Source organism: Paenibacillus sp. FSL H7-689, from assembly GCF_000517905.1.
Lineage (GTDB): Bacteria > Bacillota > Bacilli > Paenibacillales > Paenibacillaceae > Paenibacillus > Paenibacillus amylolyticus.
Genome location: NZ_ASPU01000005.1, coordinates 84909 through 99964, shown reverse-complemented (window position 1 = coordinate 99964; position 15056 = coordinate 84909). Strand labels below are relative to the sequence as shown.

Annotated in this window: 11 protein-coding genes; 2 read left to right on the top strand and 9 right to left on the bottom strand. The window is 48.2% G+C overall.

Annotated features, from left to right (window positions below; all coding sequences use genetic code 11):
- Positions 1-310 precede the first annotated feature (310 nt).
- From C170_RS03145 to C170_RS03135, 3 genes are read right to left on the bottom strand one after another with little or no spacing between them, the layout of a single operon-like run.
- Complete coding sequence (locus tag C170_RS03145; RefSeq protein ID WP_036606203.1) at positions 311-1690, bottom strand: ANL family adenylate-forming protein; 1380 nt, start codon at positions 1688-1690, stop codon at positions 311-313.
- Positions 1684-3102, bottom strand: coding sequence for a hypothetical protein (locus tag C170_RS03140; protein WP_036606202.1), 1419 nt, complete (start codon positions 3100-3102; stop codon positions 1684-1686). Before C170_RS03140 ends, C170_RS03145 begins: the two co-directional genes overlap by 7 nt.
- A complete protein-coding gene (locus tag C170_RS03135; protein ID WP_051446968.1) occupies positions 3099-4478 on the bottom strand; it encodes an alpha/beta hydrolase in 1380 nt (459 codons plus the stop codon). Before C170_RS03135 ends, C170_RS03140 begins: the two co-directional genes overlap by 4 nt.
- 447 nt (positions 4479-4925) lie before the next feature.
- Between C170_RS03135 and C170_RS03130 the strand changes: the two genes are divergently transcribed.
- On the top strand, positions 4926-7082 hold the full coding sequence (locus tag C170_RS03130; protein WP_155985015.1) for an alpha-amylase family glycosyl hydrolase: 2157 nt from the start codon (positions 4926-4928) through the stop codon (positions 7080-7082).
- Between the two features lie 326 nt (positions 7083-7408).
- Here C170_RS03130 and C170_RS03125 read toward each other — a convergent pair whose 3' ends face one another.
- The 5 genes from C170_RS03125 to C170_RS03110 form a co-directional block, all read right to left on the bottom strand.
- Complete coding sequence (locus C170_RS03125; RefSeq protein ID WP_051446967.1) at positions 7409-8392, bottom strand: MFS transporter; 984 nt, start codon at positions 8390-8392, stop codon at positions 7409-7411.
- Entirely contained in the window at positions 8392-8661 is a 270-nt protein-coding gene (locus C170_RS31245; RefSeq protein ID WP_051446966.1) for a hypothetical protein, read from the bottom strand. Before C170_RS31245 ends, C170_RS03125 begins: the two co-directional genes overlap by 1 nt.
- Positions 8662-8858: 197 nt before the next feature.
- A complete protein-coding gene (locus C170_RS03120; RefSeq protein ID WP_017690474.1) occupies positions 8859-9695 on the bottom strand; it encodes a sugar ABC transporter permease in 837 nt (278 codons plus the stop codon).
- On the bottom strand, positions 9692-11047 hold the full coding sequence (locus tag C170_RS03115; RefSeq protein WP_051446965.1) for a sugar ABC transporter permease: 1356 nt from the start codon (positions 11045-11047) through the stop codon (positions 9692-9694). Before C170_RS03115 ends, C170_RS03120 begins: the two co-directional genes overlap by 4 nt.
- 248 nt (positions 11048-11295) lie before the next feature.
- Positions 11296-12582, bottom strand: a complete 1287-nt coding sequence (locus C170_RS03110; RefSeq protein ID WP_051446964.1) for a sugar ABC transporter substrate-binding protein — start codon at positions 12580-12582, stop codon at positions 11296-11298.
- Between the two features lie 446 nt (positions 12583-13028).
- On the opposite strand from C170_RS03110, the gene C170_RS03105 reads away from it, so the two are divergent.
- On the top strand, positions 13029-14063 hold the full coding sequence (locus tag C170_RS03105) for a LacI family DNA-binding transcriptional regulator (protein ID WP_036606201.1): 1035 nt from the start codon (positions 13029-13031) through the stop codon (positions 14061-14063).
- 172 nt (positions 14064-14235) lie between these two features.
- Here the strand turns inward: C170_RS03105 and C170_RS03100 are convergent, their stop codons facing one another.
- On the bottom strand, positions 14236-14994 hold the full coding sequence (locus C170_RS03100; RefSeq protein WP_036606200.1) for an SDR family oxidoreductase: 759 nt from the start codon (positions 14992-14994) through the stop codon (positions 14236-14238).
- Positions 14995-15056: the final 62 nt, after the last annotated feature.

Genomic DNA, 15056 nt, shown 5'->3' with positions numbered 1-15056 from the left:
AATAAAATCCTGTTACTGTATGGGTAGCATATTAGACCAAGGACAGCCTCTTCTGTATCTTATACGTCATATTCTAACGAACCCAGCACACCTTATTCGCTTCATTATACGCGGTCTAAATGCCTAACGAATCAGAGAGACGTTATTTCGTTTAATGAGTCGATTTTCGCAAGCAGAAGCCGTGTTTTCGACGGAATAACGTTGCTGAGATTCGTTAGGTTTTACTTTTCTTGATTATCCCCTCAATAAGATGTTTGAGGTTCGTTAGCGATAGCGATTCAAGCAAGGTGAAATTCTTCGAAGCAGCGACCTATTTCCCAGCCGAGGCGAAGGTTGTCGAAGTCATCGGTTTTCGTATTTTCTTCATTCTTGAACTTACGAGCGCTCCCTGTGTAATTACGATTTTCTGTGGAATCTTGTACGAAGGCAGCTTGTCCTGACAATATTCCCAGATGGATCGCCGCAGATCGGTGAGAGTACATTCTGTAGCCAGCCGGATAGTCACCTTCACCCTCTGACCAGTGATACCACTCTGTTCTCCCGAAACTACGGCCGCTTCAATACATTCCATCTCTTCCAGAACACCCTCGACCTCGGCAGGATACACTTTCCGTCCACCTACATTAATGATCTCGGAACGACGTCCCAGAATACGAATGTAACCCTGCTCCAGCACAGCCTCATCGCCAGTTCGCAGCCACCCATCCTCTGTAAAGGGTGATGGTGCATTCAAATATCCGATCATCGCGGTTGCCGTATGAATCTGCAATTCTCCTTCCACCACCCGATACTTGACCTCTTCATCTTGAATGGAGAACAGCAGAGAACCTGGCTCTTTGGAGCGGGTTGGCAGAATACCAAGTTCAGACATGCCATAGGCTTGTATCGTCCTTAGTTGTGGAAATCTCCGGTTCCAGGCTGCCAGTACGGATTCGGGCATCACTTCCGATCCATATGACACAACTTCGAGACTGGATAGATCATACCCCTCATCATTTCTACCCAGCAGTAACAGATTCATGAATGTTGGAGAGACAGGCAGCGCCTGCACACGAAACTTCTCAATCGTTCGGCACACTTCTTCGGGAGATCGATCCGCAATGATACAGAGACAGCCCCCACTGGACAGGGATTGCAGCATTGTATTCACACCGCCGATATGATCAAACATCATAAAAGGAATCGTTCGCAAAGGCCGAACCTGCCGCCGAAAACCATGTAACAGCCGATCTGCACGATGCACAGTCGCTTTACTCACTCCGGTTGATCCGGATGAAAAGAGTACAAGTCCGCCTACGCCTTCTTGTGCCAGCGAGGATAACAACACAGGAACCTCTCCAGATAATTCACATGTTTGCCGAATGCACAACTTGCCTTCTTCAACGCCCAAACGCCACTTCACCTGTGCCAGCTGGATATATTCCTCTCGTTTGGCTTCAACCAGGTTCCGATCCATGGGGAGCACGATACACCCTTGTCCGAGCAAAGCAACCAATGCTGCCGCTGCATAGGGGGAATAGTCTTCCTCCAGCGTTACAAGTTGCCCAGTCAGCCCTTCTGCTGTAATCCACTTACTCATGATGCCAACCTGTTCCAGCAGCCACCGATAGCTGTACTCCTGATCCTTCCAGATCAGCGCAGGACGCTGTCCCTGCTCCGCGAATCGTTCAAGCAAGAATTGGATTACCACTGTGCATCCTCCTCACGGGCAGGCGCCCATTGCTGTGCGAGATAATCGACTAGTGAACCTACGGTCTGATAAGGGCTTTCCGGCATGGAAGCAGCAGCCATCTCCGCCAGAGCGGCGCCCATTCCTGTTCCCCATCGATCTTCAATTCCCTGCTCTACCACTGCAAGCAATGACACGAGTTCCAGCGAATCCAGTTGCCCACTTCGTCCGTACAGTGGAGCGTTACCACCCTCACAAAGTGGAATCGTTGTATTATGGTACGCGTTTAACTCCCGACAACTATCCAATACGATACGGAGCAAATCCTCCCTGTGTTCTTGTCCAATCATCAACACGGCCTGACGTGGGAAGCAATCTGCCTGAGGTATGGACTGTCGAAGTGACTCATACCATTGCCATTCATCGGTGACCAACATTTTAATTACACTTGTTAGCTGTACTTTCCACTGCTCACGCTGTTTTATCCGACTGATCTGAAGCATATTGTAGGCCTTCTCCCAACGTACAATGATCTCGCTGAATTCTCTCGCATATTGATCAAGTGGAGAACCTAGCCATAGGGCAGACTCCTGAAGAAGATCTCGAAGAAAATATCGACTCCATCGCATATCAAACAGCAGACCGGATATTAGCATTTCATTGGCCTGTTCCTCTTCATTCACCGCATGTAATGCATGTAACAGTTGCAGCGATACCGCATGTCCAAAATAATAATTGCGTTCTCCTTGCGTAATCGTCCGGCCTGTCAGAAATTCTTCAATTTGCGTTGTTAACGCCTGGGTCAACATGTCGCGGTAACCGACAGAATCCAGCTTTACAGTCGCCCGAATGTCCATGGTGCCATACGTTCGGAGTTCTTCTTTGCGTTTGGCATGCGCAAGCTCGGGGATACTTCGGTTCCCTTTCCAGAAATCATGAAAGGCTGCTTGAGCAACCTTCCCCTTATACTTGGAGGGCACGGGATCGTAGACATGAACATGCTCATCATCCAGACCATATACGGCAATCCAATGGTCTACCAGATGCAGTCGGGAGCCTTGCTTCACGTGTTTGCGAATGTACTCGGGATTCTGATAATCCTCACAGTAAGGCAGATGATAACTGGTTCCTGTAGCCAAAAAAAGCCCACCTTCGCCAATATGCTGCCGGATCTGCGTCTTGCCTTCCTCAAAGCTGTCCAGCTGTCGCTGACCATACATCTCCCAGATCGGCTCTGCATAATCCAGCTTGTGAAAATAAGGCTTCACCAGTCCGTTATCCCCGCACGAAGGAAGGCTGTACAACCGACTTGCCGCCAACAGTGCAAGACTTGTGATGGATCCTTGTCGATGGAGCACTTCATGAATCAGAGGAAAATTGCAGGGATAATAATAGGGAATGTCCAGCACTGGAGCGAATGAAGGAATAATCATTTTGGGCCTCCTGTTCCCGTTTTGGCTGACGTACTGCCCCAGGATTGGATTAGGTAATGCACAGACATATCATCTGTCGCTCGAAATACCCGATTGGCAATAGGTTTGCCATCCACATCGGTCTCGAAACGGCGGAAACCACGTGTAAATCGGAAGGAGAACCCACTATCACGTGGGACTCGGTAACTACCTTCATATCGACCTTTACCAGAACGGACAAGCTTCATGCCCATGCCACCATATATCGTTTCCTCCGAGTCTTCGTCGGGAGCTACCTCTGCACGAATGCAGACCTCCACATGAGTGGACATTTCAGGAATAACCGTGTAGATGCGTGTAGCAGACAGTTCCCCCACAGTCAGCGTGATAAATGCACTTCCAATACCGACAGGAACCAACTCTCCACTCGCATGAACCTGAAGTACATTCGGGTCACTCGAAGTATAATTCCCATGCAGCAGACTCTGAACCAATCCGCTCTCGTAGTGCATTTGTGCATTGATACACACGGTCATTCCACCCTGTAGTCCGATGACATCCCTTCCAAGCAGTTCGAGCGAGGAGGGCTTACCCAAGTGGCCGAACATGTACAGTAACGGGAGATGAACGCGTGCTGCCCAGTCACCTTCCTGATGACAGGCACCCTGCTGTTCCAGAAATGCCAATTCCGCACCCGATCTGACTCCCCGTTCAAGCAATTGATGAGCTACTCTTCTGACCTGGGAAGGCAGAAACAGACCTTCCGTGTCTCCAATATCCATCCACATCCGAACGTCGGGTACCTCTTCTGGCAAGCGATACATGTTTTCTTCCAACAGCCCGCTTTCCGATGTTTCGTCCAGCTGCACATCCACATAGAATGGCGACATCATGATCAGTTTTCCGAAAACATCCGGATTTCGCATCCCCATGTGCAATGTACAAAGTGCTGCGGCAGATGAACCCAACAGCCCGGTATTCTCCTTGTCTGGCAACGTCCGATAACGATGGTCAATGATCGGTTTGAGTTCATGAATGATGAAATGCTCATAGTCGATGCCTGAGCACCCCACACTCACGGCCTCTCTCTCAGGAGCAATGTAGTGGTAGAATTCGTTGTGCGTGACTGGACGGACATGTGCAATACCGACAATAATCAGTGATTCAATCTGCCCGGAGGCAATTAGTCCGTCCGCTGCCTGATCCATGTTCCATGTTTCATTGCCTGTCCGGGATGGACCAAAAGCCCGCTGCCCCGCATGAACGTACAGAACCGGATAATGCCGAGCTGTCTGCTCATGGTAACCGGGCGGGAGGTACACATAAATGTTGCGGATATTGCCCAGCCTCGACGCCTGAATGCCTTCCAAACATTCGATGACAGAATGGGTACTCAACGATTATCAACCGCCTCTCTTCTCCCAATTCGACTGCATAATACAAATAACCCCGCCTCAGAAGAGACGGGGTTGTCCCAGAACACACGTAAGTGTTCCGGGATACATAGCCCTTATATTGTGAATCTGCGAATAGTTTAAATCCCCGGACATGCTTTTGTAAACATAAAAATAGAAAATAAATACTCCCAAAAAAGTTATTGACATAAGATCCAATATTTCTTACGATAACGTTGTGATCATAACTCGAGGGCCATGCTTTTAAACCTGAGCGGTTTAGGACAACCCCGGTAACTCCCGAAGGAGATGCCGGGGTTGTTGGCGTGTCAAAAGGAGGGAAGTCTTCAATCCACTGCGTAACACTTCGCTGTATTGAAAGCGCTATTATTCAAGAGCCGGGTTGGTTGTTTATCTAAACTACTACATTCACGAGAAGGGTGGATTACTATGTTTCAAATGGCCAAACGTGTACTCCTCAGCACAACACTGACACTCAGTTTACTTGCAGGGGGCGCACTTCCCTATCTGCCTGCTTCAGCGATCTATGCCGATGCGGATACCGCGGTTAGCAACAAGCAGAACTTTAGTACAGATGTCATCTATCAGATCTTTACGGACCGCTTCCTGGACGGCAATCCTTCCAACAATCCTACCGGAGCTGCCTACGATGCCACTTGTAGTAACCTGAAGTTGTATTGCGGAGGCGACTGGCAGGGTTTGATCAACAAAATCAACGATAACTATTTTAGCGATCTGGGCGTTACAGCACTGTGGATTTCCCAACCGGTCGAAAATATCTTCGCTACCATCAACTACGGCGGCGTGATCAACACAGCATATCATGGTTACTGGGCACGTGATTTCAAGAAGACCAATCCTTATTTCGGAACGATGGCTGACTTTCAAAATCTGATTACAACCGCTCATGCCAAAGGCATCAAGATCGTCATTGACTTTGCACCGAACCATACGTCTCCTGCCATGGAAACCGATACCTCCTTTGCAGAGAATGGCAAGTTATACGATGATGGTAATCTTGTTGGCGGATACACCAATGATACAAATGGATATTTCCATCACAACGGCGGCTCCGATTTTTCCTCCCTGGAGAATGGTATCTACAAAAACCTCTATGACCTCGCTGACCTGAATCACAATAACAGTACCATTGATCAATATTTCAAAGATGCAATCAAGCTATGGCTCGATATGGGCGTGGATGGTATTCGCGTTGATGCAGTGAAACATATGCCTCTCGGCTGGCAAAAGAGCTGGATGTCCTCCATCTATGCACATAAACCTGTATTCACTTTCGGTGAATGGTTCCTGGGATCCGCTGCATCCGATGCGGATAACACAGAATTTGCCAATGAATCCGGGATGAGCCTGCTCGATTTTCGCTTTAACTCTGCCGTGCGTGACGTCTTCCGGGATAACACATCCAACATGTATGCTCTGGATTCGATGATTACAGGCACAGCGGCAGATTATAATCAGGTGAATGACCAAGTCACGTTCATCGACAACCATGATATGGATCGGTTCAAAACAAGTGCCGTGAACAACCGTCGTCTGGAACAAGCGCTGGCCTTCACGCTGACTTCCCGCGGCGTACCTGCCATCTATTATGGTACCGAGCAGTATCTGACGGGTAACGGAGACCCTGATAATCGGGCCAAAATGCCTTCCTTCTCCAAAACAACCACTGCTTTCAATGTGATCAGCAAACTGGCACCTCTGCGCAAATCCAATCCGGCGATTGCCTATGGCTCCACTCAGCAACGCTGGATCAATAATGATGTGTACGTCTATGAGCGCAAATTTGGCAAAAGTGTAGCTGTTGTTGCGGTGAACCGTAATCTCTCCACACCAGCAAGCATTTCGAATCTAAGCACTTCACTGCCAACAGGCAACTACACCGATGTACTGGGCGGTGCACTGAACGGTAATAACATCACTTCCACCAATGGCAACGTCTCTTCCTTCACACTGGCAGCCGGAGCAACAGCAGTATGGCAATATACAACGAGCGAAACTACACCAACGATCGGACATGTAGGTCCGGTGATGGGCAAACCGGGTAATGTCGTTACCATTAGCGGACGTGGATTTGGCTCCACCAAAGGTACGGTATACTTCGGTACAACAGCCGTTACCGGTGCTGCGATCACATCCTGGGAAGATACGCAGATCAAAGTGACGATCCCAGCGGTTGCCGCAGGCAATTATGCTGTGAAAGTAGCTGCGAACGGTGTTAACAGCAATGCGTATAACAACTTTACCCTCCTTACGAGTGATCAGGTCACTGTACGATTTGTCATTAATAATGCGTCCACCACACTGGGTCAGAACATCTATCTGACAGGTAACGTGGCAGAACTGGGCAACTGGAGTACGGGCACAACAGCTATTGGTCCTGCTTTCAATCAGGTCATCCACGCCTACCCAACTTGGTACTATGATGTGAGCGTGCCAGCCGGGAAACAACTGGAGTTCAAATTCTTCAAGAAAAATGGTGCAACCATTACGTGGGAAGGTGGTTCCAACCACACGTTCACCACACCAACCAGCGGTACAGCGACTGTAAATGTAAACTGGCAATAAGATAATCCTTCTATAAGCTAACCCGGAGTTACGCTAACGAGCGTATGCTCCGGGTTTTGCTATTGGATTATGCTATATAAATTGAACAAATGACTCTACACTTGACCACTACACGGTCAGATCCATCTCCCATCGCTGTTACCCCCAGTTGTTTTAATTCCCTTCTATACAGGGAAAATCTGGAGCTAGCGTATGCTTCCAATGTAGCTTTCTTTTAGAAATCTTTTAGGCGAACGCTTCGCTTTTCCGGATTGCATCTGACTGCTCCGTTATCGTGTAAATGTTTATAGTTCAACTAATATAGAATGGATCTATATCTCACATTTCTAATGATAGGTTCGGATCGACTTCAATGTTGTAGCGGCCAGAATACCTGTCGCCAGCAGTAATATGCCCACGCCTTGCAGCACAGAAGCTGCCCCCCATTGATCTGCCAATACGGAGACAACAGTCAATCCCAAAATAGGCGCTGTACTGGTGATTGTTCCTACTACGCCATAGACCCTTCCTTGCAGCTCGTCTGGAACAGCTGTCCTCAGCATAATCTGGGTGAGCATTGTACAGCAGGCGAACATCGCACCTCCGCCCACGATGAACGGTAACGCCATAATTGGTGAGGATACGTTCGACAAGAAAATATATATCGGTCCCAACACAATCAGACCGATAAATCCCCATCTCCCTCTTCGCTTCAATCGTTTTCCCGAAGCAATCAACAATGCAGAGCCAATCATATATCCCAGCGGAATACAGGTCTCAATTAATCCAAACTGTACCGGATTCGCCTCCCATACCTTGACCGCCAGCACTTGAACCAGCATCATGGCCGACATGAAAAACAAAATCAGTACGGGATTGAGCAATACGATGGAACGGATCAAAGGATTCCGATAGATGTAGCCAAACGAACTGCGCCACTCTTGAGCAAACGTAGTCTGCTGACTAACGGATCGCTGTACCTCTGGAAAGCGGCCCGCCATCAGCACACAGACTGCGGACAACAGGAAGGTTGCTCCTGTAATTAATATGGCGATGAATCCGCCAAATGCAGCAACAGCAACGCCCGCTGCGGCTAGTCCGCTGATTCGGGCAAGATTATCCACCATATGAATGGTTCCCGTCGCTTGTTGAATATGCTCTCTGCCCACCATACTTGCTACAGAGGCGTGGAATGCAGGGGCCTGAAACAGGCTTGAAAACATGGAGAGCGAGAGTAACAAGAGCACCACTGGGAACGGTGCATGCCAACCGAATAAGCTAACCGCAATCAGTACAGCCATTACGCCCCGAAATACATCCGAGGCCAGCATCAGCTTACCGATCCAAACAGAAAACTGACGGCCATATTGCAGATCTGTACGGCCGCCATGCTCTTCGCACTGCCTGTGGTCTGTAAAACCCACAGGCTGATCGCAATCCCATTGAAGCAATCCCCGAAGACCGAGATGCCGTAGCCGTACAATATCCTGCGAAAGGTAACATTACGCCAAAGTGTTGGCGGAGCTTTAGTATTATGCAATGCAGCTTGTCCATCTTGGTATCCGATAATCTCGGGCTCACTGGATGGTATCATGCCCATACATCACGTTCCTCCCTAATCATGATTCGAGCCCATACAGAACTAGGCACTTCCGCAGAAGTGCCAGTCGATAAAGACATGACATCACGGAAGTGCCTGAGTTAAGTGAGTGTTCGCAATCGAGATTAATCATGCCGTCGTTAGCTTAGTTGATGATATTGTCTCTAGACCTATAATGTTTCTTGCTGAGTCTGCGTTTACCCTTTGGAAGCTCCTGCTGTCAGACCCTGAACCAGGAATCGTTGCAGGAAAACAAACAGCAGGGTAATTGGAATAGCGATCAGTACCGCTCCCGCAGCAAACATCGTAAAGTTACTGTCCTGATAACGGTTGACCAGATCCCACATACCCACCGCAAGCGTCCAGTTCTCTTTCGTCCGCAGCACCAGCCGGGCGAAGATAAAGTCCATCCAAGCACCGGTGAAACTGGTTAGTGCCACATAAGTCAGCATTGGTTTGGATAAAGGCAGGATGATGCTGGTGAATACACGCAGATGACTTGCACCATCCATGCGCGCCGCTTCGTCCAGGCTGCGCGGGATGGTGTCAAAGAAACCTTTGACGATAAATCCGCCCAGTACCGCCCCTGAAGAATAGACCAGAATGAGCGCAGCGTGGGTGTCGAGCAATTTAATTTGCAGCAAAATGATATAGATTGCAATCATGCTCATGAAGCTTGGGAACATGCCGAGGATCAGCATGGTGGAGAGAATCGTTTTACGTCCACGGAAGCGGAAGCGGGACAAGGCATACATCCCAAGCGTAACCATCAACGTGGAGAAGATCATCGTGAAAAAGGCAATTTTCAGCGTATTCATATACCATCTGCCGTACATAAAGGACGGGTTATTAAACAGCTCACCGTAATGGGTCAGCGTAAATGCTTCGGGCCACAACCGTTCACTGAACAATGCCGCGCCGGGTCTCAAGGAAGAGAGAAAGATCCAGAGCACCGGGTAGATGGAGACAACGGCGATGATCAGCAATAGCACATAACTCAGGGCCAAACGCAGCGGATTATTACGTGTCTTCATTGAATCATGTCCTCCTCCTTGAATGATTTGGAGCGGCGGAAGTTCCAGATAGAGAATGAAGCGATAATGAGGAAGATGATAATACCTACCGCTGAAGCCATGTTGAATTTGTTATTGTCGAGCGTGAGCTTGTAGAGCCAGGTCACCAACAGGTCCGTCGCCCCTGCGTACTGGTAGTCTCCACGCAATGGATTCCCGTTGGTCAGCAGGAAGATGACATTGAAGTTGTTGAAATTTCCGGCGAACTGCATGATGAGTACCGGAGTTGTGGCAAAAAGAATGAACGGCATCGTAATGATCCTGAATTTCTGAAACGCAGATGCTCCGTCCACTTCGGCAGCCTCGTAGAGATCACGAGGGATGGCTGTCAATACACCAAGAATCAGCACCATACTGACCGGAATACCAATCCACATGTTGACAACAATGACGGTGACTTTGGCCCAGAACGGATCTGTCAGCCAGGGTAATCCCTCCAGCCCAAATGCTCTCATGTACGTATTGATCGGACCAAACTGACCATTGAACAGATTACGCATGAGCAGCAAGGAGATAATCTGCGGGATGGCATAAGGCAGAATGAAGATGGTCCGCCACAGCTTTTTGAAACGTATGCCCCGCTGTTCAATTAACAGTGCTACTAACACGCCGCCAAAATAGGTGGTGACTGTAGCCAGAATGGCCCAGATGACCGTCCAAGTGAGCACGCCGTAAAATGTCTGGCTCCAGGATTTCAATTGAATCAGATCACTGAACGTCTTGAAGCCCACCCAGTCCACGAGTTTGGCTGGCGGAATATGATCCGGGGCCGAATAGTTCGTAAATGCAATTGTGATCGTAAACAGGATGGGCATAACGGTGAAGAAGAGTATCCCCAGTGCCGGAATGGACAGAAACAGATACGGAAAGTTTTTGTCCATCATGTTTCGAAGCGAAGCCGCTGCACCCAGGGTCTGCTTGCCTTCTTCCCTCGCAAGTCCCGTGACGTACGCATCCCGGATATTCAGGATGTAGATCAGAATAAACACAAAAAACACCAGCAGTATGATAATGCCATCAAGCAGCAAAAAGATGGAATGGTCTCCCCTTTGAAGTACGGTGGACCCATTCACTTTGACAAAACGCTGTGTATTTTCCCCCAGTGTCCATATGCCCCATACGGCCTGCGACAGGCGAGGAAGCAGGTACGCAAGCCCTGCTCCCTCCAGTAACAGTAGACAAATTCCCTTAATCCATTGTCGATTGTACAGCTGTCCAAGACCTTGCAGTATGATGGAACATATAGCCGCTGTCATCCGGTGCTGTCTTTCCCTGTTCGGTCCAACAGGCACCGGGACATGCTGCTGTTGCATTCGCTCTCTCCTCCCCGCCTATTGCTAACTTGTATATATTGAACAAAAGTGTACTTACACTGACCACTCCGATGACAGAACAAGCTTCCGATCGCTGATAAAGGCGAGCCTATGCTTCCGAAGTAGCTTTCTTTCAGAAAGCTTTTAGCTTCACTTCTTCAGCTTCCTTCTGCCCTCTCCGTTTTTGTGTAAATATGAAGTTCAATTTATACAGTTCTTATGCATATCTTTGCACTCGTCGTTCGTTCTTATTGGACGGTTGCAAGGCTTTCCTGGATCTGTTTCACAGCGTTATCCAGTGACGCCTTCACGTCCTTATCGGTATCCCAGATATCCGTAATGGCCGACGTGATTGGTCCCCATACGCTGTCCATGGCAGGAAGCGAAGGCATTGGTGTTGAGTTGTTGAACTGTTCCAGGAACGCCTTGTTGATTGGGTCCTCTTGTAGCTTCGGATCAGCAGCTACGTTTTTGTTCGCAGGAAGTGTACCATTCAGGTCAAAGTTCTCCATCTGAGCTTCTTCATTGGAAAGGAACGCTGCCAAGAGCTTCGACGCATTCGGGTATTGTGTAAATGCATTCACATAATAGGCTTTAACACCTGAGAAGGAGGTCATCGGTTTGCCATCGATTGCCGGAAGCGGAGCAACGCCAAAATCAATACCTGCATTGCGATAATCGGCAATGGTCCACGGACCGTTAATGTCCATAGCCAGCTTGCCGCTGGAGAATAATCCTTTTTTGATATCATAGTTCACGTCACCCATCTTGAGCGGCAGCACTTCCGACTTCAGCGTCTGCAAGAACTGTCCACCCTTCTGGGCTCCTTCGTTATTCAGACCGAGATCCGTGCTATCCATCCCGTTGTCCCCAAAAATATAACCGCCCTGTGAAGCCAGGAACGCATAGTTATAGTAAAATTGCTGCAATTCCCACATCAGCGCATACTGATTGGACTTCACATTATTGAACGTCTTGGCGAAACTGATAATCTCATCAAAGTTTTTCGGAGCTTCTGGATAGAGTGCCTTGTTATAGAAAAGGGCGTAGGTCTCCACGCTGTACGGATAGCCGTACAGGATATCCTTGAACGTCACTGCCTTCAGCGCGTTGTCGCTGGTGTTCTCTGCGGTCTCTGCTTCGAATATGTCATTGGGAAGAATAAGTCCCGCCTCTGAAGCGCTACCAATCTTATCATGTGGGAAAACAACCACATCTGCCGCCAGACCCGCTGGGCCATCCGTCGTCAGCTTGGTTACCTGATCGGTTGGAGGCAACTCCTCCATTTTGACCGTTACCCCATATTTTTCTTCGAATTTTTTGGCTCTTTGTTCAATAAAGCTGCTTTGATTTTTATCCTCCCAGATCACCAGCGTTGCCCCTTCTTCCGGTTGAAGGTTCTCGGATGTCAGCTCTACAACTTCCTCCGGATTCTCACCTGCCGTAGTTGGAGATGGACTTCCGCCTCCAGCCCCGCATGCAGCCAGTGTAAAAGCCATCATGACGGACAATGTTGCCCCTTGCCATTTTCTCATGTAAAATGTCCCCTTCCCTCTGCTTGGTCCAACAAAGTTCGCGCTTTTCACCCTTTTGTCTGCGTATGTTGTCAGGTTTTACATCCCATATTCCATTTTGTACAAACGTTTGCTCAAATGGGAGACAAGATGACCTATTCGTTCAATATGTAGGGGTAAACAAGTCAAGAGGTATGTAAATCCAACGATGTAAGCGCTACAATAACAATCACATCATACAATAACGATCTTTATTTGCACAAACGTTTGCACAAGCCATATTTGCTCAATTTTAACCAATTTCCTTCTTCTACCTGCAGTAATTTCCTGTTTCCTTGTTCTGACTCTTTCTTCCTTAATTTCACTTGGCGTGCATCCCTTACTCGGCAGTTAGCAATTGATTTCTCGTATCCTTTGGATTACCATAGGAGAATATTTATACGATTGTTCAGAAGGGATTTTTTCACATGATTACGATCAAGGATATTGCCAAATTGGCGGGTGTTTCCCCTTCTACAGTGTCACGGGTGATTTCCAACCATCCTAGAATCAGCACCAAAACGTCTCTCAAAGTGAAGCAAATTATGAAAGAATTGAACTACCATCCCAACATCATCGCGAAGAGCCTGGTTTCCAAAACAACACATACCCTTGGGATTATGCTTCCGCGTCCTGCAGAAGAGTTGTTTCAAAATTACTTTTTCGGGGAACTGCTCCGAGGTATTATTACACATGCCACCCGAATGAACTATGAATTGCTGCTAACAACTGAAACATCATCAGACAATGAACTGCATGCGATATCACGCCTTGTGCATGGCCGTAGAGTGGATGGTATTCTGCTGCTTGGGTCCAAGCGAGATGATCCCATCATTTCATTTTTGGAAGCGGAAAAGTTTCCTTTTGTGTTAATCGGTCGCAGTGAAGCTCATCCAAATGCCCCCATGGTGGATAACGATAATGTGCAGACCGCTTATGATGCGACTCATCATCTGATCGCCCAAGGACATACGCGAATCGGATTTGTCAGCGGTCCTCCGGACATTACGTTATCGCATGATCGTATGTTAGGATACCAAAAAGCGCTTGCCCAAGCCGGGCTGGATGCGGATAGTGATTGGATTGTGGAAGGCGAATTTCTGCAGGAAAGTGGATTCAGAGCGATGTCGCTGTTCATGTCCTTGCCGGACAGACCCACCGCAATTGTTGTCATCGATGACAATGTGGCCTTTGGGGTATTGAGAGCTCTTGCTGAGCTTCATTATCTGGTGCCTGAAGATATCAGTGTGGTCAGTTTTAACAATATTGCATTATCGGAACTGGCTTCTCCACCCCTAAGCTCTATCGACATCGGGACTTATCAGCTTGGTTATACAGCCGTTCAGGTATTGTTAAAAATTCTTAGTGGGGAACCACAGCTTCATAATCCGGTCATCATCCCCCATCGTCTGATCGTGCGTGAATCCTCACTCTTTTCCAAGCCAAAGCCACCCTTAGATTGATTCATTTCGGGTATCCGTGTAATAATGCAAACGTTTGTCCTATACGGAATATGATGCTGCTATCCACCGTACGTAGGTGCATAGGTGCAAAAAAAGAAGCCGCATATACTCTTGCGGCTTCCTTAATTCACACACTATTTCCGTACTCCACGCTTGGCTGCACTTCAATGGATTAATAAGAGCTCCAGCCTGCATCAGCTGTAACGACAGTTCCGTTCACGAAGCTGGACTCGTCAGATCCAAGGAACAAAGCCACTTTGGCGATCTCTTCGCTCGTCCCGATGCGTGGGTTGATTGCCATCCCAAGCTGTTGACGCCCTGCACCGAAATGGCTAATACCTGCCATAGATGTGCTGATATTGGTTGCCACAGCGCCTGGAGCGATCGCGTTACAGCGAATGCCTTGCTCAGCATACATATACCCTGTATTTTTGGTGAAGCCCACGACCGCATGTTTGGAAGCTGTATAGGCTGCTCCTGCACGTCCGCCGTGTAGGCCCCCTGCTGAAGCAATGTTCACGATAACGCCTTTTTGTTTTTCCAGGAAGATCGGCAATACTTTACGCGTTGTCCGCATCACACTGGTTGTGTTCACAGCAAACAATCTCTCCCACTTCTCATCCGTTACATCTGCTGCCGGCTCCATGCCATCCATAATTCCCGCATTGTTAACCAGAATATCTACTGTACCGTATGTGCTCACCGTCGTATCGATCAGATTTTGCACATCTTCTTCTTTAGCTACATTGGCCAGAACGACAATCGCTTCTCCACCCTGGGCTTTAATATCATTCACTACCGCTTGTGCGGATTCTTCGTTAATATCCGATACGACGACTTTCGCGCCTTCTTGAGCATACAACGTGGCAATTGCTTTCCCCATACCTGAACCAGCACCTGTAACAACTGCAACTTTATCTTGAAGTTTCATTCCATGTATCCTCCTTTGTGTATTCGTTTACAATAAGTTAACAAACAAATGTTCATTAACTC